Origin of the sequence: Paraeggerthella hominis, from assembly GCF_021044775.1 — a bacterium.
GTDB lineage: Bacteria > Actinomycetota > Coriobacteriia > Coriobacteriales > Eggerthellaceae > Paraeggerthella > Paraeggerthella hominis.
Genome location: NZ_JAJNOQ010000002.1, coordinates 56,470 through 79,576, shown reverse-complemented (window position 1 = coordinate 79,576; position 23,107 = coordinate 56,470). Strand labels below are relative to the sequence as shown.

Genomic DNA, 23,107 nt, shown 5'->3' with positions numbered 1-23,107 from the left:
CATGACCGAAGCGAAGCGCACGGCGCGTTTGGCGCTCGTCCAGTTTGAAAGCGCCCTGTGCGATCCGGCCGCCAATACCGAAAAAGCTTGCCGCATGATAGCCGAGGCTGGGGCACAAGGCGCCGACCTGGTGATTTTCCCCGAGTTGTTCTCTACGGGGTACCAGCTGAACATCGTGGGACCTCGCATTGTCGAACTCGCCGAACCGGTGGAAGGCCCTACGGTTACGGCTTTGTGCGAAGCTGCTCGCGCTGCGAATTGCTACGTGGTTGCCGGTCTTGCGCTGACGTACGATTTGACCGGCGTGGTGTACAACAGCTCCGTGTTCATTGACCGCGGCGGCAACCTCATGGGTACGTACGACAAGCAGCACCTGTGGGCTTTGGAGCGCTTCTACTTCCGCTCCGGCTGCGACTGCCCGGTGTTCGAGACTGATTTCGGGCGCGTCGGCGTGATGATCTGCTACGACATGGGCTACCCGGAGGTGGCGCGCATGTTGACCTTGCAAGGCGCCGACCTGGTGGTGTGCCCCAGTGCGTGGTGCGCCGAGGACATGGACGTGTGGGACGTGAACGCCCCTGCCCGCGCATTGGAGAACACGGTGTTCTTGGCGGCTGTGAACCGCTTCGGCGAAGAGGACGGCTTGTCGATGCCCGGTCGTTCGCTGGTGTGCAACCCGCGCGGCCATGTGGTGGCGCAGCTGGAGGATCCTGCCGAAGGCGTGCTGTACGCGGATATCGATCTGAACGAGATCGACGGCTTCCGCGAGCGCAGCCCTTATCTGCGCGATCGCCGTCCCGACTTGTACGATTTGGTGCTGCTGCCGTAAGGGGAAGTCTGGTTGAACTGCGCTTTCGCTGGGCCTGCCGCTATCGTCGGCGTTTCCCATTGCGCCGAGAGCTAGCGCCGCCTGCATTGTCGCCCGAAACGTACGTTTTCAGCCCGAAAAACGTACGTTTCGGGCGACAATGTGCTTCCAGGCTGACTCGCGCAAGCAGGCTGATTTGCGCACAAACGAAAAGCCCCGCCGGCGCAGTGCGCGCGAGCGGGGCTTTCACCTGCAAGGAGCTATGCTCTTCGCTTACAGGACCTGATCCGTTTCCGCGAACGTGATCACGTCCTGCTTCTTGATGCTGGCGTAAGCCTTCATGATGGCCCAGTACAGCACACCGGCCAGAACAAGCGAGTTCAGGCCCGGAATGCCGATTGCCATGATGCTGGTGACTTCGCCCACGGCGAAGCCGGCGATCCAGCACACGATTGCGATGGGGTTCCAGTTCTCGACCTTCGCGGGCAGCTGGCCCTTGGCGCGCGACTCGTCGAGCGTCTTGCGGCTGCGGCGCAGCACGAAGTAGTCGATGACCATGATGCCGGCGACGGGCGGAATAGCCACGCCCAGCAGCACCAGGAAGTCGGTGAAGTAGTTGATGATGCCGATAACCGACAGCGCGGTGCCCACGATGCCCAGCATCCATACCAGCGCGTTGCGGCTGAGCTTCTTGTTGAACAGGGCGTTCAGCATGGTGGCCAGGCCCAAGCTGGACGAGTACAGGTTGATGTCGTTGAGCTTGACCGTAGAGGCCACAACGATGATGACGCCGATGATGCCCGAGGTGCCCATCATGATGTCGACGACGTTCTCGGTTCCCATGGCGTGCGCCAGCAGAACGGCCAGAAGGTTCATGCCCAGTTCGCCCACGAACGTGCCGATGAGCGTCATCCAGAACACCTGGTTGCCGTTCTTCAGGAAGCGCGCGTAGTCGGGGGTGCAGATGGCGCCTGCAATGAAGCCGCCCGCAACCATGGTGGTGGCGGCGCCCAGGGTAAGGGCCGGTCCCGGAGGCGCGGTGGTCAGAAGCTCGGTGAGCGAGTGGTTCTGCAGGATGATGGCTGCGGCCACAATGACCACGATCACGAACAAGGGCACGAATATAGCCGCGAAGTTCGCGATGGCCTTGATGCCGAACACGACCAGGAGCGTGATGCCCAGGCCGGTGACGATGGCCCAAATCGGGTACTCCATGCCGCCCAGGAAGTCGGTCAGCGTGACGATGCTGGCCATGCCTTCGCCGAACACGGAGTTCTGCACGCCGAACCAGCCGACCATCGAGATGGCCACAACGCCGCCGAACAGGGCAGAGCCGCCCTTGCCGAAGCCCGCCCAGCGCGAAAGCAAGCTGGTGGACAAGCCCTCGTGGGCAGCGGCGGTGCCAAGCGCCCAGCTGACTACCTGCAGCAGCACCGATCCCAGCATGGTTGCCAGGAACGCGTCCCAAAAGGTCAAGCCGAAGCCGAGTGCGGCTCCCAACATGAGCTGCGACACGCAGCAGATCGCGCCGATCCTGATGAAGAGAATCCGCCAAAACGGCTGTTTCGCTTCGTCAGGAACGCGCGACAACGAGTAGTCGATGTCTTCTTCCGTTGCCATTACTGTTCCTTTCCGTCCCGCGCGCTTTTGCGACGGGAAACCCCATGTCCGCACGAATGGTTGTAAATTTGTGCGGGCGATTAAAAGATTCGGAAATTATACCTTGACACCCCTTGCGCAAGCCCCGCAGGTGAAAAGTTTAACGATTAGGTGTCGATTTCTTTGCTGAACGCCCTTGCGAACGGGCTGCGAATATGCAAAGCTGGCGCTTCGGCGTCTTTTCTGGGTTGTGCGCTGTTGCCGAGCTGGCGTGTCGTGTTGCGCATATTTGTACTAGAATACCTGCATGCGCAAAAGAAAACAGGACATCCGCCAAGCTATCGAGACGCCAGCCCTGGGGTTCGGCGTTGTGATGTTGGCGTTGCTTTGCTTTTTGCTTGCGCTGTGGACGCTTATCATTGTCGTAAGGGTCGTGCTGGATTGATCGGCTTCGAGATAACACCGCGCGTCTGCGGAATAAAGCGAGGTTAGAGCGCACCATGTGGCAGCGGTTCACCTTATACGATGTCCGGGTCATCGGCCACTACCTGGGCGTGCTCGTGCTGTTCTCGTCCTTGGCGCTGCTGGTGCCGTTTGCGACGGCTCTTGCGTTTCAGGAATGGATTCCTGCGGCCAACTATCTGCTGACCATTGGCGTTTCTCTTATCATAGGGTCTGGCCTGCGCTTTTTGCGCATAGAGCCCGGACGGCTCAACCGCCAGCAAGCCCTTGTTGTCACCGGTCTGGCTTGGATCGTGCTGGCTATGGTTGCCACGATTCCCCTCCACCTGTCGGGCCACTACGAAACGTACCTTGACGCGTTGTTCGACGGCGTGTCGGGCATTACCACCACCGGCGCAAGCATCATCACCGATCTGGATCACCTGTCGAACGCCGACAACATGTGGCGCTTCATGATGCACCTGATCGGAGGCTTGGGACTCATCGTTGTGGCGTTGTCGTTCGGCCTGTTCGGCAAGCGCGCGGGTGCCAGCCTGTATATGTCCGAGGGCCGAAGCGAGCACGTGGTTCCCAACGTGGTCCAAACCACGCAGTTCATTGCGAAGATCGCCGTCGGCATCATCCTCATTGCAACGGTTATCTTGACGGGCATGTGCCTGTTCATAGGGATGGAGCCGTCGCGCGCGCTTTTGCAGTCGCTGTGGCTGTCGATTTCCGGCTTTATGACCGGCGGATTCGCGCCCATGAGCCAAAGCGTTATGTACTATCATTCCCTGCCCATCGAGCTGGTGCTCATGCTGCTTATGCTGCTGGGATCCATCAACTTCGTGCTTCATTCCGAGGTGTGGAAGGGCCATGTCGAAGTGTTCTTCAAAGACTTGGAAATTCGCACGATGGTTTTGTGGATTGCGGTCATGACCTGTGTTTTTGCAGCTTCGTTGAGCGCGAGCGCCGAGTTTTCCAACCTGCCGGCCATGCTGCGGCGCGGCTTGTTCACGGTGATCTCGGCCTTCTCGACTACGGGATTTCAGAACGTCACTACAAATCAGCTGACCACGGCCCTTTCGTCGGGCGCGTTTTTGGTGGTGGCCATTCTGATGGCCGTCGGAGGCAGCGGCGGGTCCACTTCGGGCGGTTTCAAGTTCAGCCGCATGGGCGTTATCATGAAATCGTTGGTGGCAACTATCAAGGAAGCACTTGCGCCCGACTCCGCGCGCGTGGTGGTTGACTACAATCACGTTGGTCGCCGCATTCTCTCGCCCGAAGTGGTGAAAGAGGCTATGACGGTGTTCGTGCTGTACGTGGTCACGTATGCGATTGGCTCGCTGGTGGGCATTGCCCATGGTTACGACGCGACGCAGGCTATTTTCGAATCGGTGGCTATGGCCAGCAACGGCGGCATTTCTTCGGGGCTTGCGGCTCCGGGTATGCCGGTCACCCTCGAGCTGTTCTACATCCTTCAAATGTGGGCCGGCCGTCTTGAGTTCGTGACGCTTCTGGCGCTTATCGTTGAAATTGTCGTGTCGCTTGATCCCCGAAGGTTGGTGCATCGGTCGTGAACGTGCCGTGGTGCAACAGGAAAAGAACGTGGTGGACGATGGCGGCGGTCTTGATGGCGTGCATTCTGATCGGGAGCTTTGCGTCGAGCGGTGCCGCTGCAACGGCGTATGCCGAAGAGGCCGAAGGCGGGAATGCGGTGAATCCGCAGCAGCTTCCCGATAGCTCGTTCATCTACGATACGTCCATTGCCGACTTGAGCGAGGCCGACGCGTATTACGATAACCAAACCGTGCAAGTAACGGGCGAGGCCATTGGCGATAGCATCAAAGAGGGCTTGGATGGAAGGCATCGCTGGATCACGCTTTCGTCGCCGGGCGATTCGGCAACCATTACGGTGTACATGTCGAGCGAGGCGGCGGCGAAAATAGACACGTTCGGCGCGTACGACAGAAAAGGCTCCATCGTGCAGGTGCGAGGAACGTTTCACCTGGTGTGCCCGGAGCACGAGGGTCTGTCGGACTTGCATGCCGAAGTTGTGACCGTTATCGAGCCCGGCGAGCGAAAGCAGGATCCGTTCGTGTTCGGAACGTTCGTCCCCGGTATCGTGGCCGTGGCCATCGGCCTTGCCATGACGGGCGTATTCTATTGGTTGAGGGAGCGCCAGCGCTAGCGCTTTTTTGATGGTGAGGGTGCGGTTGTGCCGATTGGAGCAGAGGAGGACGCTTGCAAAGGGCCCAGGTAGTCAAGCTTGATCGTGGATATCCGCTTGTGCGATGCGACGATGGGACGCTTGTGCGATGCGAACATGCAACGGCGCTGGTCAAGGGCGAGGAAGTGCGCGCCGTGATCGGCGATTTCGTTGAAGTGGACGTGCCGGAGGGGCATGACAAGGGCATCATAGCCAGTATTCTTCCGCGCACGCGCGCGTTCGTGCGCAAAGATCCGACCGAACGGGCGCTTCCGCAGGTGCTTGCCGCGAACTTCGACCGCGTGTTCGTGGCGCAGCCCCTTGCCGACGTGAACGCTCGTCGGCTTGAGCGCGAGCTGGTGCTGGCTTACGAAACGGGTGCCTTGGTGACCGTTGTGCTGACTAAGGCGGATCTTGCCGAGGACGAAGCGCATGTGGCCGAGGTGCGCGATCGCGTGCGCGCGCTGGTGGGTCCCGACGTGCAGACGCTGGTGGTTTCCGAAAACGATCCCGTCAGTGTGGAGGCCGTGCGTGATCTGGTGCCCCGAAATACGACTGCCGTGCTGCTGGGAAAGAGCGGCGTGGGGAAGTCGAGTCTGGTGAACATGCTGGTGGGAAGCGATATTCAAGAAACGACGCCCGTGCGCGACGACGGGAAGGGCCGTCATACCACGGTGAGTCGCGAGATGGTCCCCATTCCCGGCGGCGGGTTCATGGTGGACATGCCCGGCGTGCGCGGCCTGGGCTTGTGGGAGGCCGATGCGGGCATCGGCGCCGCGTTCTCGGACGTGGAAGAGATTGCCGAGGGCTGCCGATTCCGCGATTGCCGCCATGTTGACGAGCCTGGGTGCGCCGTGCGTGCTGCGGTGGAGGCTGGCGAGATCAGCAAGGAGCGGTTCGCGTCCTATCGAGTGCTCAAGCAGGAAACCGCTGACCTGCGCGAACGTCGCGAGGAGGCTCGTCGCATGCGCGGCGAGAAGGCATCCGATCGCAAGGGCGGAAAGGGACGCGCGCGCAGGAAGCGGTAGCGTCGAGTGCCGCGTCTGCGGGTTGACTGCGCCGGTGGCCGCTGGAGGGGTTGCACGTGAGGGTCGGATGCGCCGACGAGCCGCCGACGGGGGGTCGCGCCTGGGCCGGCTGCACCGGCGGCCCGCCGCTGGCGCATCCGCGCACGAAAAACCGCCTTCGCTGGCAGGTTTTCACGTTTAGGGGTCGTTTTGCTTGGCCGGACGAGCGCCCTCGAAAGCGCGATGCGACACTCCAAAGCTGTGACCAGGCAAAACTAAACGCGGGCAGCGCCATGGCGAAGAGAGCGCTCAACATGACGACCTCAAACCGTCAAAACCTGCCAGCGAAGGCGGTTTTTCGTGCGCATGCTTCCCCTGCGGCGGCGGCAAGCGGCGGCAAGCGGGCAGCGCGCCGGCACGTCACCGAGGAATCGCCTGCTTATCGCTGATGTCGACGAACGTACGGGGCTGTTCGATTGCGGTGCCGCCGCGAATCGCGCGAGGGCCGTTCGCACGTTCCCCTGCTTCCGTTTTCGGCCATGCGCCCGATGCGCACTGCTTTACGTGGCTCTTAGTCTTGTGCTAGGGTTTACATCGCAATGCGAGGGGGCGTTGCGAATACGGGGGCGGGGACGCGCATGGGGAAGCACTCTTTCAGTCTGAAAACTATTTATCTAGCTGCGTTGACGGCGGTGTTCGGCGTGTCGTTTCTTGCGTTTGCCGTGTTCGATTTCTACTCGCAGCAGCGCCAGACCGAGGCGGCTTTGCTGGAAGAGGCCCGCACGTTTGCTCGCGAAATGGACGCCGTGTGGCAGTTTATGGACAACTCGCAAAGCGTGATCAACAACACTTCTGACGGGACGTACGAATTCAAGGGTTTGCACTGCTCATTGGTTGGAAAGAGCGTCGGGCGCTTATTCTCGGCCGGCAGCGACTACGCTATTCGCTACACCAATTTCAACCCGCGCAGCGAGCAGGACATACCCGATGAATTCGAGGCGGAAGCGCTCGAACGCTTCAACGCCAACTCGTCGGTGAAAGAACATTACGGCATTGCCGAGTATCAGGGGGAAGAGCGTTTCCGGTACCTGCAAGCACTTGAGGTTGATAACAGCTGTCTGTCCTGTCACGGCGAACCGGCGGGCGAGCTTGACGTTACCGGCAAGGAAAAAGAAGGATGGACGCTCGATTCCGTTGGGGGCGCTATCAGCATTGTCATTCCCATCGATCAGCAACAGCAAACGCTGCGCGACAACGTGATTCGCGACGTCGTGTTCTTCCTGGGGATCACCGTGTTCATTGGCGCGGTGATCTACGTGGTGACAACCTTCTTCGTGCTGCGCCCGATAGGGGGGTTGCATGCGGCGTTCGGAAAGCTGAAGCGCGGCCGTATGGATGCAGAACTGGGCGGCGGGCATGCGGCGAAAGAGGTGCAGCAGCTTGTTGGCGGGTTCAACGACATGGCGGGCGATCTGCGCGATATGTACGAGCACTTGGAGTCGCAGGTTGAGGCTCGCACGATTGATTTGCAGGAAGCCAATGCGCTGCTCGAGCATCAGCGCGACAAGTTGGAAAAGCTGAACGAAAGCCTTGAGCAGGAGACTCGTTTCAAGTCCGATCTTTTGTCCATGGTGAACCACGAGCTGCGCACTCCGTTGACGTCTATCATTACGTTCGCGCAGATTTCGCGCGAAACGTGCGATCCGGGGCGTGAAAGCGATCGGCGGTCTTGGGAGGAAATCGAGAAGAACAGCCAGATCTTGCTCAACATGATCAACAACATGCTGGACATCGCACGATCCGACGCGGGCAGCATCAAGTCTACATGCGAGCCGATGGATTTGGGCGACGTGGCGGCGTCGGTCAAGGGCACCATGGCTCCGCTCGCGCGCAAGTACGAGGTTTCGTTCCGCACGAGGGTTGCTTCGGACGTGCCCCTGGTGAACGGCGATTACGAGAAGACGTTGCGTATGCTTGAAAACCTGGCCAGCAACGCCATCAAGTTCACGCCCGACGGCGGGTCAGTGGAGTTGAGGGTGGCATACGACGAGAATCGTCAGGTGGTAACGCTGTCGATGGTCGATACCGGCATAGGCATTGCGCCCGAGGACCAGGAGCGCATTTTCGAGCGATTCTTCCAGGTGGATAGCACGTCGACGCGAAAGTACAATGGCAGCGGCCTGGGCCTTGCCCTTGTGCGCGAATACGCTGACGTGCAAGGGTTCGCCATTTCGGTGGAGAGCGAAGTGGGGAAGGGCAGCGCTTTCGTTATTACGGTGCCGAAGAGGCTGATAGTGGGGGAAGACGATGTATAAGGTGATGCTCATCGACGATGAGGATAATTTGCGACAGGCGATCGAGCAGCTTCTAACGTCGAACGGGTACGCATTTTGTGGCGCGAAAGACGCCGAATCGGGCATGGAGATGCTTCTGCATGAAAAGCCCGACCTACTGTTGCTCGACGTGATGCTGCCGGGAACGAACGGGTTCGATTTGTGTGCGCGCATCCGCGAAGAAGGCCGCCGCATTCCGGTCATTTTCCTTTCTGCGAAATGCGATATTGTCGACAAGAGCATCGGCTTTCGGTCGGGTGGGGACGATTATGTGACCAAGCCGTTCGATGCCATGGAGTTGCTGCTGCGCATCGAGGCGAACATCCGCCGTCATAAGGACACGATAGATTTTGCGCGCTCGAGAAATCGGGAGGGGGTTGCTCAGATTGGCGATCTTGAAGTGCATTTTGGAGAGTACCAGGTGCGCATCAAGGGAAAGCCGGTGCAACTGACCACGAAGGAGTTCGAGATCGTGGCGTTTTTGGCGGCGCACCCGGGCAAGGTGTTCACGCGCAGCCAAATTCAGGAGTACATCTGGGGCGAGTCCGATGCCAACTGCAAACCGACCAACAACATAACGGTGTTCGTGCGCAAGATTCGCGAGAAGATCGAAGAGAACCCTTCCGAGCCACGGTACCTGCTAACGGTTCAGCGCGTGGGTTACAAGATGGCTGATCGAGTGGAGGGTTAAGGGCTCGCGGGAAGCCAAAGATTCGTTACTCCGCTTGTTTCCTGCATCAAGCAAGGCATTATGTCTTAACAAATTGCATTACATAATGCAATTTGTTAAGATCGTGCAGAGCAAAGGAGGCGAAAATGGCTGTTGCGGGAACGATTAATGCGCGGTTGCCGGAAGACCTGAAGCGTCGCGGAGGTCAAGTTTTGGCGCGCGAAGGGGTGTCGACGACGCAAGCCGTTCGATGCCTCTATGAGTATTTGGAGCGAGAGCAACGTGTGCCTGAGTGGATGCGTGGCGATGCGGGTGCATGCGACGAAGTGTCCAAGCGCCGCGAGAAGCTTCGTTCGCTGGTGGGGGTGGTCGACTTGCCTCGTGGAGTTGACGCACGGCAGGAATATCGCGACTACCTGGTAGAAAAGCACGGACCGGGGTTGCGCTCATGAAAGTGCTTCTTGACGTTAATGTCATAGTTGACATTTTAGGAGCGACCGAAGACGTGCTTTATTCGTTCCAGGCGTTGGACGTGATGTTGCTGAAGCGGTTCGAGCCATTCATGACCGCGTCGATGGCGCCCACGGTTCAGTACGTTCTTTCTGCTCGTAAATACGCTTCAAAGCCGGGAGCCATTTCGGCGCTCCAGAATTTAGTTGACGTCGTAAGCGTCCTTGATGTGACGGAGGTTGACCTTCGTCACGCGTTGGTCGATCCTCTGGGCGATTTTGAAGATGCAATGGTCGCCTGGGCTGCTTTTCGACATGGAGTCGATCTCATTGTGACTCGAAACGTGCGGGACTTTGTCGGATCTCCCGTTGCCGCTATGACCCCTCAGCAGTTCTGCGAAGTCTACCGCCCCGCTGGCTATGAGTACGATCTGGCCAGGTCTTAGGCGGATTTTCTTGCTTGGCGAGATTGTCCGGCACCTTTTCGCATCCTCGATGCACCATTTAATCTTATTAATCTAGTCATTAATATCCGGTTAATATCTTCTTAACGCAAAACTTATTTTCGGTTTATCGCAATAATTTTCAATGATCCGTAGAGTGCATAGCAAGGGAAAGTCGGGGGAAGCGAGACTTTCCATCTTGTGCTGCGGACGGCCTCCCTCCCTGCTGTTCGCAGCACAAGAACGGTGCGGCCGAGAGGTCGTGGGGAGAGAACGAGAGGAGCAAGCATGGCTGAAAATGCAACGCATGGTTTCACCCGCAGAAGCTTCATCAAGGGCGCGGCGGCGCTCACTGCAACGGGCGCGCTGGTTGGCTGCAGCCCGCAGGCCAAGAATCTGGAGGAAACGGACAAGAAGCAGGAAGCCCCCGAGACGCAGCTTTACCCGGGTGTCTGCCGTGGTAACTGCGGCGGCGGCTGCTTTTTGAATGTGCACGTGCGCGACGGGCAAGTGGTGCGTACGTCGGCGCGCGATATGCCGAACACGGAGTACAACCGCATCTGTCCTCGTGGCTTGACGCACGTGGGTCGTATGTACAGTTCGGAGCGCGTGCTGTATCCCATGAAACGCGTGGGAGAGCGTGGTTCGAACGATTTTGAGCGCATTAGCTGGGACGAGGCGCTCGATACCATAGCTGAGAAGTGGAAGAGCTATCGCGAGCAATTCGGCCCGAAGTCCATCATGTTTTTTTACGGATCGGGAAACTATGCTTTGTATAGCGGTAGTTGCAACGCGGCAGGTGCGGTTGTGCGGTTCGAGAACATTCTTGGATGCACCGACGCCGGCCTAGATGTTGACGTAGGAACGGGATACGGCGCGTCGCGTGCTCATGGTGGAGCTGATCTGGGCAATGAGCTTACTGATCGTAAGAATGCAAAAACGCAGATTCTTTGGGGCAACAACCCTGCTATTTCGCTCCCTCATACCCTGCACTTCATGATGGAGGCAAAGGAAAACGGGACGCGCCTTATCGTGATCGATCCGGTGTACAACCCGAACACGGCCAAGGCCGATTGGTGGATACCCGTCAAGCCCGGTACGGACGGTGCGCTCGCGTTAGGTGTTTTGAACGTGCTGATCGGGAACGGTTGGGTGGATGAGGATACGCTGCGCAGCAAGACCAACTGTGGCCTGCTCATCAAGGAAGATGGCATGTACCTACGCATGAGCGATCTGGGCGTTGAGCCGACCGAGGGCGACGTTGACCCGCTTACGGGCAAGCCGAAGGTTATCAGCCCGCCTGCCGTATGGGACGAAGCTGCGAGCAAGGCCGTTGCGTTCAGCGAGGCTCAGAAGCCGGCGCTCAAGAACGTGGCTCCCATCGAGGGCATTGTGGTTCAAACGGTGTACGAGAATGCTATGAGTTACATTTCCGCTTGGACGCCCGAAGCGGCATCTGCTGTGTGCGGCGTTTCCGTAGAGGACATTCAAGAGCTGGCACGCGTGTATCACGAGGACGGTCCGGTGACGACCGAAATCATGCAAGGCTTGAACCATTATCGCAACGCACACTACACTGGTTGGCCGGTATATTTGGTCGGATTGCTGACTGGCAATGCTGGCAAGCCTGGTGCTGCGATCGGCCAGAGCGAGGAATACCTGCCTCAGATGCTGTTCTCCAACATCAAAGGTGCCTGCTATCCGGTTAATTCCGCAGGAGAGGCGGCTCCGGGCATTTCGGGACATCTGGATACGACGGTGTTCGAAGAGGTGTTCACTACGGGCAAGTTCAAGGGCGAGGACTACGTGGTGAAAAGCGCGTACATCCATTGCTCGAACCCGCTTGTGACCATGTGCAGCAACGATTATACGTCACGCTGGATCGATGCTCTCGAGTTCGTCGTGGTGGCCGACATGTGCATGACCGAAACGTGCAAGTACGCGGATATCGTGCTGCCCGCCGCTCATTGGTTCGAGCAGCAGGACATCGGCTTCTTGTTCTCTTCTCACCCGTATCTTTTGTGGCAGGAAAAGTGCGTCGAGCCGCAGGGCGAATCGAAGCCTGACTTCCAAATCTTTGGCGATATTCTGGATCGCCTTGGTTTGGGCGAGTTCTGGTGCACGGAAGACGAGTATGCCGAGACCATTCTGGATTCCGAGTATTGGAAGTCTTTGGACTGCACGCTTGAGAACATCAAGGCGAAGGGCGCTGTTCGCATCTATCCGGAAGGCGACAAGCTGGGCTCCGCCGATCCGCTGCCTACGGAAACTGGGCGCATTCAGCTGTACCAGGAGGTTGCCGTTCCCAACAACGTTGCTACGACCGATTTCGACATCTCGAAAGAGCGCGGTTTGCATTGGGAGACTCCCGTCTACGTTGGCGAGGACCGCGAGTATCGGAAGACGTATCCGTTTAGCTTGCTGTCCGAGCACATGCGCACTCATACCCATACGCAATGGTGGGAATGCGGCTACGTGCGCGAGTTCGAGCGCGAGCCGGTGGTGCGTATCAACCCCGATGACGCGGCTGAGCTGGGCATTGCAGAGGGCGATACCGTACGCTTATCCAACGATAACGGGTATGTGGTCATGAAGGCGGCTATCAGCGCTGGTTTGCCGCGCAAGATGATCTCGTCGGGACGCAGCTGGCAGAAAGACGATTTCATCGATGGTCATTTTGCAAACCTGTCTTCGAAGGACTACAACTCCATGATTGCAAACCAGGCTTTCAATGATGTTGCGGTCATGATCGAGAAACTGTAAGGGAGTGGTGAGGAATGACCCGTTACGGAATGGCGATCGACCTGAATCGTTGCTTCGGCTGCCAAGCGTGTGCCGCTGCGTGTAAGATCGCGAACAATATGCCAAAGGATGTTAACTACAACATTGTGTACACCAAGTCGGATAAGAGTCTTGATACGCTTGGTCTGGCAGTTGCGACCGGTGCCGTTTCCAATGACTGTGCTGGCGGGACGCACGATGACCCGGTGCTGTCCTTTTTCCCTATGCAGTGCCAACACTGCAAGAAGCCTGCGTGCCTCGACGTGTGCCCGACGGGCGCTACCGTCAAGGATGAGGAGACCGGCATCGTATCGGTGGACAGCGAGCTGTGCATCGGGTGCGAGTCGTGCATCAAGGCGTGCCCGTACGAGGGCGTGCGCACGCTCATCAAGAGTCCCGAGTACTACCTTGACGTGGTGGTAGGCGAGTATGACGCGCCGCCTCATAAGGCCGGTACGGTGGAGAAGTGCACGTTCTGCAAGAACCTCATCGACCGTGACGAGGTGCCCGCTTGCATGCAGCTGTGCCCGGGCCGTGCGCGCTACTGGGGCGATCTGGACGACCCCGAGTCCGCGGTGTCCAAGGCTATCGAGGGCCGCGAAGTCCTGCTCTTGCAGGAAGATGCCGGCACTGAGCCGAGCGTGTACTACCTGCAATAGCTTTACGCGGGGCGGCGGTTTTTGCAGCAACCGCCGCCCCTTTTCAAAAAGGGGGAGGAAGCATGGAGCAATACGACGCTTTGAAAAGGGCCGTGGGGAGGGCCGACGCGTGTGAGCTTCTTTCGCGCGCGTTTTCATATCCTGACGACGTGTTTGCAACTGCGCTCGTCGAAGGTGCTCTGGCCGACGATGCTCGGTCTTGCCTGTTGGACATGGGTATGTCGGCTTCCGTTGCTGATGATTTGGCAACGGGGCTGCGGGCATGGGCGGAATCGTCCGTTGCGGACGTTTTGTCGGAGATGAGGAAAACGTACTCGCGCTTGTACCTTGCGCCGGGCGGGCACACGCCGATTTTCCCTTACGAAAGTGCTTTCCTGCATGTTTCCATGGGCGCTCCGGGTGTTCCCTCGTTGTTCCGCACGCCCGTCACGCTTGACGTCGAGCGCTGCATGCGCGAAGCCGGAGTGATGGCGAAGAACGGGCGCAAAGAGCCGTGCGACAGCGTTCAGGAGGAGTTCGAGTTTCTTTCGTACCTGTTCGCTCAGCAGGCCGAGGCTGTTCGCACCGAGAATAAAGAAACGCTGACCAGTCTAAACGAGCAAACTCAAGCGTTTCTTCGAAGCCACGCGCTTGCCTGGCTCCCCCGATTCATGGAGCAAACCTGCGACTTGACCGACGGGCCGTACGCCGCGCTCGCCTTGTACGCTTCCGCCGTCTTGACGTCCTTGCCTGACGAAGAATAGGGGAACGTATGGATTTCCTGCTGGTCTTTATTTGCGCCGTTGCGGCGGCGTTTGCGTTGCGCAATCCCATAAAGAAGGCACCGGTGGCTTTCTATATTTTGGCCGTGGCGGTGAGCGTGCTGTTCATTGCGGCGGAGTTTTTCCCAATGCCGCGTGCAGTGTGGAGCGCTTTGTTCCTGCTCGTTCAAAAATGCATGCTGGCCTTGGCTTTGTTCGCCGTGGTGATGTTCATCGGCGTGTTCTCGCGCGATTCTCGAGCAGGCCGTTGGCTTCGTCCCATTCGCGCGGAGCTGTCCATTATCGCCTGGATTCTGTCGTTGGGGCACATGGCCGTGTACCTTGTCTCGTACCTGCCTCGATTGGGCGGTGTGAACAAGGGCGCCGTGATGATCTCGTTCGTGGTTGCTTTGGTGCTGTTCGCCCTTTTGCTGGTCTTAGGGGTTACGTCGTTCAACGTGGTCAAGAAGCGCATGAAGAAAGACACGTGGAAGCGCGTGCAGATGCTGGCGTACCCGTTTTTCGGTTTGGTATATCTGCATCTGATGCTCATGCTGCTGCCGCCTGCTTTGCATGGAGGCGTGGCCGCGCAGGTCAGCGTGGCGGTGTACTCGGTGCTGTTTGCCACTTATGCCCTTTTGCGCGTTCGGCGTGCGATGATCGATCGAAAAGCCGCATAGCGGCAGCGCGACCGGGTTGGGCCGGCGGATTGTGCCTGGGTCGGCTGCGGTGGCGAGCCGTCGACGGGGCGCGCGCCTGGGCCGGATGCGCCGGCGGCCCGCCGCTGGCGCAGCCGCGCACGAAAAATCGCCTTCGCTGGCAGGTTTTCACGTTTAGGGGTCGTTTGGCTTGGCCGGACGAGCGCCCTCGAAAGCGCGATACGACACTCCAGAGCTGTGACCAGGCAAAACTAAACGCGGGCAGCGCCATGGCGAAGAGAGCGCTCAACATGACGACCTCAAACCGCAAGAAACTGCCACGCAGGGCGGTTTTTCGTGCGCATGTTTCCCCTATGGCGGCGGGAAGCGGCGGCAACAAGCGGGCAGCGCGCCGGCACGTCACCGAGGAATCGCCTGCTTGCCGTCCGCCGCGCATCCGGCTGCGCGGCGAGTTCTCCTTACACGCATCCGGCTGCACGGCGAGTTCTCGCTACACGCATTCCACTAGTTTGGCGGCTGCGTCATTGAGCATGGCGTAGAACGAATCTTCGTCGGTCATGCAATCGTTTTTCCGGGCGTCGATGAGCTCGGCCAGCTCTTGCAAGGCTGCTGCACGATCGGCGTCCTCTTCGGCCAGCATGAGGGCAAGGCGCTTGGACGCCTCGATCAAACGCAAGGGTCCGTAAGCTTCCGGCTCTCCCTGCAATCCCGCAGCCGACGTTACCATGTACACTAGCAATTCCATTGCGTTGTTCGTGTTCATGCTGTGCTCCTAATTCCAGGTGTTGTAGAAGGCGATCTCGGCCAGGGGCTTGCGCGCGGGCGCTTTCGGCTTGTGTGCTGGATGGCCTATCGCGATTACCAGCTCGATGACTATGTTGTCGGGCAGGTTGAGGATGCGTCGCAGCGCCGTGTCGTTGTAGGACTTGATAGCGCAGGTGCCCAGCCCCCGATCGGCTGCCGCCAGCATGATGTTCTGCGAGGCGTACGCGCAGTCAAGCGTTGCGAACTCGTCTGCGCCTTTCGCGCCACCCCGCCTTTGCGCGTACGCGCGGTCGGAGCACGCGACGATGAGCGCAGGCGGGTTGCCGCTCATGCCCGGCGAGAACAGGTCGATTTTGCGTACCAGCTGCGGATCGGTCACGATGCCGAATTTCCATGCCTGCACGTTGCTGCCCGACGGCGCCCAAGCTCCCGCTTCCACCAGTTCTTCAAGCACGCTGGTTTCCACCGGCTCGTCTGTGAAGGCGCGCACGCTTCTGCGCTGCTGTATCGCTTGCAAGGTTTTCATGCAGTTCCGGCTTTCTCTTCGGGCGCGGACGCGCGATGTTCTTTCTGTCGTATTCTACCCGACGAGTTGCGGCTGGGCTGCGCGCGTTGCGCTCCCAGCCCGATGGTCTGGCGGCAGGGCGAAGATCTGTTGGTGGGATCGTTCGATCCGTTCGTGGCGCAAAATCCCCGGTCTGCGCTGCTGGACGAGGACTCTCGACAGCCGTCGAATCCGCTGCGTCTCGGTGAGCTGGTTCGTTGATGCGGGCGCACAAAACGACCGCACCCGACAAGCCGCGCAAGGAGCGCAGTCCCGCGATTTCGTGTCCAAAAAAATCGCGGGAAAGGCACCGAGCCGCGCGTTCGGCCATCGGCCCCCTGCGCGTTCAACCTCCTGCGTCCTTGCGCGCAGAACGACGGCGCAGACGCCCGCGTGCGAACGAGCGCCAAGCGAACAGCGCCCTCGCCCCTGGCGCCCTCGGCTTTGCTGTGCGCCGTGTCGCGCGGCGCGCTCAAGGCCCGCTTCTCTGCTATACTGCCTTCTGGCTTTGCGCTGCGGATTTCACGCCCGCATCGGAAGGTCTCGCATTTGCATCGTTGGGCCCTGCACTTGCGACCTATAGTTGCCCAAAGCCCGCGGCGCTTGCCGTGCGGAGACAAGGAGATATCCATGAACAAGAAGACGACGTATGTCGCCCAAGCGGGCATGATCGCAGCCGTGTATGCTGCGGCGACGCTGGTGACCCTCATGCTGCTGCAAGGCTTAGCTTGGGGCCCGGTGCAGTTTCGCATCTCGGAAGCGGTGTGCGTGCTGGCGGTGCTCACGCCTGCGGCCGTTCCCGGTTTGACCGTCGGCTGCATCATTGCGAACCTGATTGCGCTGGCCGTCAACGGTACGGGCGCGCTTGGCATGCTTGACGTGGTGTTCGGCAGTTTGGCCACGTTTGTAGGGGCGCTCTGGTGTTGGAAGATGCGCGAAAAGCCGAAGCTGGCGCTGCTTGGCCCGGTGATAGCGAACGCGCTCATCGTGCCGGCGTACCTGCCCTTGATCCTGCAGGGTTTGGGTTACTACACCATTCCGTTCACTAGCATTGCGCTTGATGGCATGTATCTTCCCATGTACCTGTTCGGCGTGGTGGCGACCGGTTTGGGCGAGGCGCTGGTCATGTATGTGCTGGGTCTTCCTCTGTTGACGGCGCTCAAGCGCTTTGGCGTGGTGAAGCAGCCCGACGCGTAAGCGCATCTGGCGAGTTCGCACTCCGGCGAGCTTGCGGCGTACCGGGCGCGGATCTTCGCATCGCATACTCTGTTTCAGTTCACGGGGGCGTCGGACTATCGGCGCCCTTTCTGTATGTTCTATAGGTGCTCACCAGGCGCTTCACTGTTTCGATGAATTGGACAGCGGGTTGGTTGAAAATAGCTACAATAGGGAGGTTAGACTCGCAACGAACGTGCCCTCGGACGCTTTTGGAGGTGCGCGTGCGAATCTGCAAAGTGTCGGTCGAATGAAGGACGTGCATGAATCCCGTTATCGTCGTTCCAGTTTTCATATCAGCCCGCCGCCGAAAAGACGGCGGCAGCGTGCTTACCACGTACGATCACGCGACGCCGGTTTCGGCGCCTGGCGAGCTGCCTCGCCTGCTTGCTTCGCTTCAAAAGGTGCGCGGTCTTGGGCAGATCGTCTTGCTGGTTGTTAGCGAGCCGTCCATCGAAAACCAAGCTGCCGAAAAAGTGCAGGCCACGGCTTCGCGCTTCTCGTCCCTTAACATCGTGGTCATCGGCGCGCCTGAGCTGGCGCTTATCCAGCAGCGCATGGAGCAGTTGGGCTTGGGCAAGCTGCAAAAGGAAATTGGGCTTGCGGGTTACGGTGCTATGCGCAACCTCGGCTTGGTGATGGCCAACGTGCTCGGCTACGATTCGGTTGTGTTCCTAGACGATGACGAAGTGGTCGACGACGCCGACTTCCTCCAAAAAGCCATGTACGGCCTGGGCAAGCTTACGAAAAAGGGCATTCCCATTTTGGCCAAAACCGGTTTCTACTTCAATTCCGAAGGGTCGTACCTGTCCAAGAGCCAGGACAAGTGGTACAACCATTTCTGGCAGCAGGGCAAGGCGTTCAACAAGTGGATTACCAAAGCCATGCGCGGTCCTCGCTTGTCGCGCTCGAACCATGTGTGCGGCGGGTGCCTGGCGCTGCATAAAGAGGCGTTTCGCCGCTTGTCGTTCGATCCGTGGATCGCGCGCGGCGAAGACCTGGATTACATGCTGAACCTGCGCATGTACGGGTCGGACATCTGGTTCGACAACCAGTGGAGTTTGCGTCACCTTCCCCCTGAGACCGAAAGCGAGGGCACGCGTTTTCGTCAGGACATCTTCCGTTGGCTTTACGAGTATCGCAAGATGGAGTACAGCCGCACGCAGATCGACCTGCTGCAGGTGAAGCCTTCGTCGCTTGAGCCGTATCCGGGTCCCTTCCTGGAGCCGGGCATCACGAATCGCATTCGCCTGACGGCGTTTCTGCGCAGCCTTGCTCGGCCCGACAAGCGCGCGTATCGCAAGGCCGCCCGTGCCGCGACCGGCGAAGCCACCACGTACGCTCAGCGCAATTGCGCGAAGTACTTCGAGTTCCAGTTCGTGTGGCCGGAGCTTATGGCGCGCATGGAAAACGACCAGATCCTGCGCACCGCGCTGCTGCAATCGTCTGCGCAGCGCCAGCTGAACGCCAGCGCTGCCGGGTCTTCGCCCATGCGTCCCGTACCCGCTCCCGCACAGGCTATCGACCCGGGCGTGACCAGCGAAATTCGCCTGAACATCGCGGAATAACGCGCTTGATGAGCATCACCTGGTTGGCCGGCGAAACGCCGGCCGCCTTGCGTTCGGGGCCGGAAACGGAAACCAAACGCTTACCTTTGTAAAAAGCAGTACCGTATTTGGCGAAAGGCATCTGCACTTCGGCTACACTTGACGCTGCGCGTGCTTGGGCGCCAAGCGAAAGGAAAGCTCAGCGTTCATGGATATCTTCATGCTCTATGTTCTGCCGGCGCTCGTCGGCGTGGGAATCGGCATTTTGTCAGGGCTGCTCGGCATCGGCGGCGGCACGGTCATGGTTCCCATTTTTCGGTTGGCGTTCGATATGAGCCCCGTCATGTCTACGGCTACGTCCCTGTTCACCATCATTCCCACATCCGTTTCGGGCGCGGTTTCCCATATTCGGCATAAAACCTGCATCCCGTCGCTGGGCATTGCCGCGGGCCTTGGCGGCGCGATCACGTCGCCGTTGGGCGTGTGGCTTGCCCAGATATCTCCCGCTTGGATGATCATGTTGGCTGCCGCGCTCATCATCGGGTGGTCTGCGTTCAAGATGCTGTCCAAAGCGTTCAAGATGAAGAAGGCGTCGCCCGTTGCTGCGGAATCGTTGCAGGCGGCTGCCATCCGGGTCGAAACGGCGCCTGATAAATCCGTCGATTTCGCGACCACGACCACGACCACGACCGCGACCGCGTCCGGCGGCCCTGCCGGTCCTTCGCCGTCGAGCAAGCTGACGCGCAAGCAGCTGCTAGTGGGAGCGGCAATCGGCCTGGTCGCGGGCGTGGCATCGGGATACGTGGGCGTGGGCGGCGGTTTCATCATGGTGCCCATGATGTTGTCGTTGGTGGGCATTTCGATGCGCCAGGCTTCCGGCACTTCGCTCATTGCGGTCATGATCTTGGCCGTTCCGGGCGTTATCGAGCAGGCGTTGCTGGGAAACATCAACTATGCGGCGGGAATCGCCATAGCCATCGGGTCCATTCCCGGTGCTGTTGTAGGCGCTCGTCTTGTTCGCGTGGTGCCCGAACGCATGCTCCGCTTCATCTTCGGATGCTTCCTTCTGCTGGCGGCTGCCCTGTTGGTGCTGAACGAATTCGGTATACTGAGCTGACGCGCCCGGTGACGACACTCGCGCGCGGTCTGTAGAAGCAATTTCGAGCGCGGTGTGCAGATGTCGCGTTGTGCGGGAGGCACCATGAGGAAAGAGTCGCAAGAGCGGGCGTCGTTGCCCCGTTTCTTCACCCTTGAGATGTTCATGTTCACGATCACGGTCCTTTCGGGCCTGGTGCTTATTTGGAACCTGATCGCGCCGAACAACAACATCATCGCGCTCTTTTGCGCGGGCATCGTATTTACGCTGTCCATCGTGGTGGTCATCAGGCTGCTCATGGACCCTGATTCGGTGCGCGCCCGGCAATCTGACGCCATGCTCAAGCTGGCAAGCCGTACGCTGGCCTGCATGAACGAGGGCCTTGACCGCACGGCGGCAGAAAAAATATGCGGACTGCTTCTTCCTTCGACGGCCGCTATTGCCGTGGCCATTACCGACAAAGACAGGATTTTGGCGTATTCGGGGTACGAAGAGTCCGAGAATCCGTCGGGCAGCATCATCCGCACGCACGCCACGCATGCTACGATCGCCGACGGCGAAATGCGCGTTTTGTTCACGCCCGAGGACATCGGTTTTCCGCACGACAGCTCAACCATCAAGGCTGCCATCATCGTGCCGCTCACGGTGGGCCGCAACGTGGAGGGCACGCTCAAGTTCTACTATCGTCGCGCCAGCCATATCAGCGAAACGCAGAAGTCTATCGCGGAGGGCTTCGGGCAGCTTTTGTCTACGCAGATGGCCGCCGCTGCGCTTGAAGAGCAGACGAACCTGGCTACCAGCATGGAGTTGAAAATGCTGCAAAGCCAGATCAATCCCCACTTCTTGTTCAACACCATCAATACCATTGCTTCTCTGATCCGTACGGATCCGGAAACCGCGCGCAAGCTGCTGCGCGAGTTCGCCGTGTTCTACCGGCGCACGCTGGAGGATTCTGCCGACCTGATCATGTTCGGTCGCGAAATGGAGCAGACGCGGCGGTACTTCACGTTCGAGGTGGCGCGCTTCGGGGCTGATCGCGTTGCCATGGTGGAGGAGATCGACTCGCGCATCGACGACATGATGGTCCCCCCGTTTTTGATGCAGCCGCTGGTGGAAAACGCGGTTCGCCACGCCATGCCGTCGGAGGGCAAGCTGACGATAACCATTACGGGCGAGGTGATAGGCCAGGACGTGATCGTGCGCGTGATGGACGACGGCGTTGGCATGACGGAGGAGTCTCGTCAAAACATTCTGCATCCTGAATCGTCGACGGGCCTGGGGATTGCCGTGAAGAACGTGCACGATCGCATTTGCGGCTACTTTGGCCCCGGCACGCACATGGACGTGGAAAGCGAGTTGGGGGCGGGGACGTGTGTGAAGCTGGTGCTCAAAGGCGGAGCTCGTCGCGAGTATCAGTAGGCGTTCTTGTGCAAGATGCGTTTGACCAGTGTATTTGCTTGATATGTGAGCGTTACGGTTCTTTTCTTGCGCTTGTGCTACCTCTATAATATCATTTAATATGAACGATGTTCATGTAAGAGGGGGCTCTGCGCGAGGCTGCAAACGGCTTCGTCGGGGCTTTGGGAAGATCGCAGTCGAAAGACGAGCGACGCAACGCTTTGTTGGAATCGGAAAGAGGCGAGCATGGTCAAGAAATACACTACTTTTGCGTTGGTTTATGCGGCGATCGCGTTGGCGATGGGCGTGTTCTATCGGGAATTCACCAAGATTTTGGGATTTGACGGGTTTACGAGCCTTTCGTTTATCCATACCCACTATTTCGTGCTGGGCATGGTCTTCTTCCTGCTGCTCGCGCTGCTTGAGAAGTCGTTCTCGTTTTCGGCCCAGGGCAAAACCATGCCCTTTGTTGTTGTGTACAACATTGGCCTGAACATTGCGTGCTTGGGCTTTTTGATTCGGGGGATCACGCAGGTGCTTGGCGTAACGCTGGCAAGCGCGCCCGATGCGGCGTTGGCGGGAATCGCCGGCATCGGCCATATCCTGCTTGCTGTTGGCATTGTTGCAATCTTGCTGAAGGTGCGCAAAAGCGCAGCGTAGGGCTTTTGCGGCGCGATGCGACGGTTGCCGGCCGTCGCATCGCGCCTTCTTATTGACGTGCTACGGGAGCCGCAGGTCTAGAACGGCGGCTCCTTCGTTTTGTGCATGGCTGCGACGATCTTTTCGGCTATGTCGAAGTATTGGTGGGCCTTGCTTCGACTCTCTTCGGGAATGATGGCGATGAGAGCTCCAAGCAAATCGGGGACGATGAAGGTGTCAAGGTCGTAAAGCGCCTGCTCGGTGATGCGCGCGTACGTGTAGCGCTGGTCCGAGGCTGACCGCTGCCGCTCAACGTATCCCTGCTTCTCGAGTTTCTTCAACGCTTCCGAAACCTCGGGCGGTCGTAGGAACACCTTGCCTGCAATCACGATAGGGGACAGCCCGATGGGCGCGTCGGTAAGGCAGGCGAGGATCTTGAAGCTGTTCAGGGACACCCCGTTCTTTTTCAGGGCGCGGCATTCTGTTGCGTGATTGACGAACACGCATTCGGCGTACGAGCGTTCCACGTTGTCAAGGGTTAGCCCGTATTTGCTGATCACGCGGTTGTTCGCGGCTGTTTTCAAGGAATCGTAGTATGTCAGCAGAAGTTCGTCGGTGGTGTAAAGCTCCCAAATCTGTCTGACCTGGTCCACAATTTCTCGGTCGATGTCTTTGATGAGCTGGACGGAGCGTTCGGTGCACAGGACAACGGTGTTGCGTCGGTCGTCTTTATCCCACTGGGTTTTGACCAGGTTCATCGCTTCAAGCTCTTTGATGGTCATGGTAACGGTCGATGGATGCAGGCTGAGCGTTTTGGCAAGGCTTCGCATTTGGTCGAATCGCTCGAATGCCTGCAGCCGCGCAAGGATTCGGTACTGGTTTACTGATATGCCGCCTGCAAGTCCAATGGTCTTGGCGAGCGCTTTGTGCGCGGCGGTAGTGGCAATGACCCAGTTGTTCAGTCGTAGGCACAGCGTCATGGATCGATACACCCTCTCCAAGGCGTCGTAACGGATATGATAAAAATGTTACTATTTTTCTATCGAAACCGTTTCGCAGGGCTCCAAAGGTTTACATACCGAATCGAATCATTAATTGAACTGAT

22 protein-coding genes are annotated in these 23,107 nt (G+C 58.9%); 18 read left to right on the top strand and 4 right to left on the bottom strand.

Going from position 1 to position 23,107, the window contains the following annotated elements:
- Position 1: 1 nt before the first annotated feature.
- Entirely contained in the window at positions 2-829 is an 828-nt protein-coding gene (locus tag LQE90_RS02610; protein WP_114566673.1) for a nitrilase-related carbon-nitrogen hydrolase, read from the top strand.
- 252 nt (positions 830-1,081) lie between these two features.
- Here the strand turns inward: LQE90_RS02610 and LQE90_RS02605 are convergent, their stop codons facing one another.
- Positions 1,082-2,428 carry a purine-cytosine permease family protein gene (locus LQE90_RS02605; RefSeq protein ID WP_216529168.1) on the bottom strand — a complete coding sequence of 449 codons (1,347 nt, stop codon included), beginning with the start codon at positions 2,426-2,428 and terminating at the stop codon, positions 1,082-1,084.
- Positions 2,429-2,714: 286 nt separating this feature from the next.
- Here LQE90_RS02605 and LQE90_RS02600 point away from each other — a divergent pair, with 286 nt between their 5' ends.
- From LQE90_RS02600 to LQE90_RS02545, 12 genes are all read left to right on the top strand, one after another.
- Positions 2,715-2,852, top strand: a complete 138-nt coding sequence (locus LQE90_RS02600; RefSeq protein ID WP_216529169.1) for a hypothetical protein — start codon at positions 2,715-2,717, stop codon at positions 2,850-2,852.
- Between the two features lie 55 nt (positions 2,853-2,907).
- Complete coding sequence (locus LQE90_RS02595) at positions 2,908-4,428, top strand: TrkH family potassium uptake protein (RefSeq protein ID WP_114566663.1); 1,521 nt, start codon at positions 2,908-2,910, stop codon at positions 4,426-4,428.
- A 38-nt stretch (positions 4,429-4,466) separates the two neighbouring features.
- Entirely contained in the window at positions 4,467-5,039 is a 573-nt protein-coding gene (locus tag LQE90_RS02590; protein WP_225749597.1) for a hydrolase, read from the top strand.
- A 53-nt stretch (positions 5,040-5,092) separates the two neighbouring features.
- Positions 5,093-6,085 carry a ribosome small subunit-dependent GTPase A gene (gene rsgA, locus LQE90_RS02585; protein ID WP_114566662.1) on the top strand — a complete coding sequence of 331 codons (993 nt, stop codon included), beginning with the start codon at positions 5,093-5,095 and terminating at the stop codon, positions 6,083-6,085.
- Positions 6,086-6,702: 617 nt separating this feature from the next.
- Positions 6,703-8,379: an ATP-binding protein gene (locus LQE90_RS02580; RefSeq protein WP_216529170.1), complete on the top strand. Its 1,677-nt coding sequence runs from the start codon at positions 6,703-6,705 to the stop codon at positions 8,377-8,379.
- On the top strand, positions 8,372-9,088 hold the full coding sequence (locus LQE90_RS02575; protein ID WP_114566660.1) for a response regulator transcription factor: 717 nt from the start codon (positions 8,372-8,374) through the stop codon (positions 9,086-9,088). The genes LQE90_RS02580 and LQE90_RS02575 overlap by 8 nt, the downstream gene beginning before the upstream one ends.
- 125 nt (positions 9,089-9,213) lie before the next feature.
- Complete coding sequence (locus LQE90_RS02570; RefSeq protein WP_216529171.1) at positions 9,214-9,519, top strand: type II toxin-antitoxin system RelB/DinJ family antitoxin; 306 nt, start codon at positions 9,214-9,216, stop codon at positions 9,517-9,519.
- Positions 9,516-9,962, top strand: a complete 447-nt coding sequence (locus tag LQE90_RS02565; protein ID WP_216529172.1) for a PIN domain-containing protein — start codon at positions 9,516-9,518, stop codon at positions 9,960-9,962. The genes LQE90_RS02570 and LQE90_RS02565 overlap by 4 nt, the downstream gene beginning before the upstream one ends.
- A 285-nt stretch (positions 9,963-10,247) precedes the next feature.
- On the top strand, positions 10,248-12,722 hold the full coding sequence (locus tag LQE90_RS02560; protein WP_216529173.1) for a molybdopterin-containing oxidoreductase family protein: 2,475 nt from the start codon (positions 10,248-10,250) through the stop codon (positions 12,720-12,722).
- 14 nt (positions 12,723-12,736) lie between these two features.
- A complete protein-coding gene (locus LQE90_RS02555; protein ID WP_114566656.1) occupies positions 12,737-13,399 on the top strand; it encodes a 4Fe-4S dicluster domain-containing protein in 663 nt (220 codons plus the stop codon).
- Positions 13,400-13,461: 62 nt separating this feature from the next.
- Positions 13,462-14,142 (top strand): TorD/DmsD family molecular chaperone, encoded by a 681-nt coding sequence (locus tag LQE90_RS02550; RefSeq protein WP_114566655.1) that lies wholly within the window; start codon positions 13,462-13,464, stop codon positions 14,140-14,142.
- 8 nt (positions 14,143-14,150) lie between these two features.
- A complete protein-coding gene (locus LQE90_RS02545; RefSeq protein WP_216529174.1) occupies positions 14,151-14,819 on the top strand; it encodes a ferric reductase-like transmembrane domain-containing protein in 669 nt (222 codons plus the stop codon).
- Positions 14,820-15,288: 469 nt separating this feature from the next.
- Here LQE90_RS02545 and LQE90_RS02540 read toward each other — a convergent pair whose 3' ends face one another.
- Both LQE90_RS02540 and LQE90_RS02535 read right to left on the bottom strand, forming a co-directional pair.
- Positions 15,289-15,561: a DUF6092 family protein gene (locus LQE90_RS02540; protein ID WP_216529175.1), complete on the bottom strand. Its 273-nt coding sequence runs from the start codon at positions 15,559-15,561 to the stop codon at positions 15,289-15,291.
- Positions 15,562-15,570: 9 nt separating this feature from the next.
- The gene (locus LQE90_RS02535; protein ID WP_216529176.1) at positions 15,571-16,089 is read right to left on the bottom strand and encodes a nitroreductase family protein; all 519 of its coding nucleotides are present in this window, start codon (positions 16,087-16,089) and stop codon (positions 15,571-15,573) included.
- Positions 16,090-16,737: 648 nt separating this feature from the next.
- On the opposite strand from LQE90_RS02535, the gene LQE90_RS02530 reads away from it, so the two are divergent.
- From LQE90_RS02530 to LQE90_RS02510, 5 genes are all read left to right on the top strand, one after another.
- Positions 16,738-17,304, top strand: a complete 567-nt coding sequence (locus LQE90_RS02530) for a QueT transporter family protein (protein ID WP_216529177.1) — start codon at positions 16,738-16,740, stop codon at positions 17,302-17,304.
- 281 nt (positions 17,305-17,585) lie between these two features.
- The gene (locus LQE90_RS02525) at positions 17,586-18,890 is read left to right on the top strand and encodes a glycosyltransferase family 2 protein (protein ID WP_216529178.1); all 1,305 of its coding nucleotides are present in this window, start codon (positions 17,586-17,588) and stop codon (positions 18,888-18,890) included.
- A 187-nt stretch (positions 18,891-19,077) separates the two neighbouring features.
- Complete coding sequence (locus LQE90_RS02520; RefSeq protein ID WP_216529179.1) at positions 19,078-19,986, top strand: sulfite exporter TauE/SafE family protein; 909 nt, start codon at positions 19,078-19,080, stop codon at positions 19,984-19,986.
- An 84-nt stretch (positions 19,987-20,070) separates the two neighbouring features.
- Positions 20,071-21,384: a histidine kinase gene (locus tag LQE90_RS02515; RefSeq protein ID WP_114566749.1), complete on the top strand. Its 1,314-nt coding sequence runs from the start codon at positions 20,071-20,073 to the stop codon at positions 21,382-21,384.
- Positions 21,385-21,609: 225 nt separating this feature from the next.
- The gene (locus tag LQE90_RS02510; RefSeq protein WP_216529180.1) at positions 21,610-22,023 is read left to right on the top strand and encodes a DUF2871 domain-containing protein; all 414 of its coding nucleotides are present in this window, start codon (positions 21,610-21,612) and stop codon (positions 22,021-22,023) included.
- A 77-nt stretch (positions 22,024-22,100) separates the two neighbouring features.
- Here LQE90_RS02510 and LQE90_RS02505 read toward each other — a convergent pair whose 3' ends face one another.
- Positions 22,101-22,982, bottom strand: a complete 882-nt coding sequence (locus tag LQE90_RS02505) for a MarR family winged helix-turn-helix transcriptional regulator (RefSeq protein WP_114566647.1) — start codon at positions 22,980-22,982, stop codon at positions 22,101-22,103.
- Between the last annotated feature and the right edge of the window lie 125 nt (positions 22,983-23,107).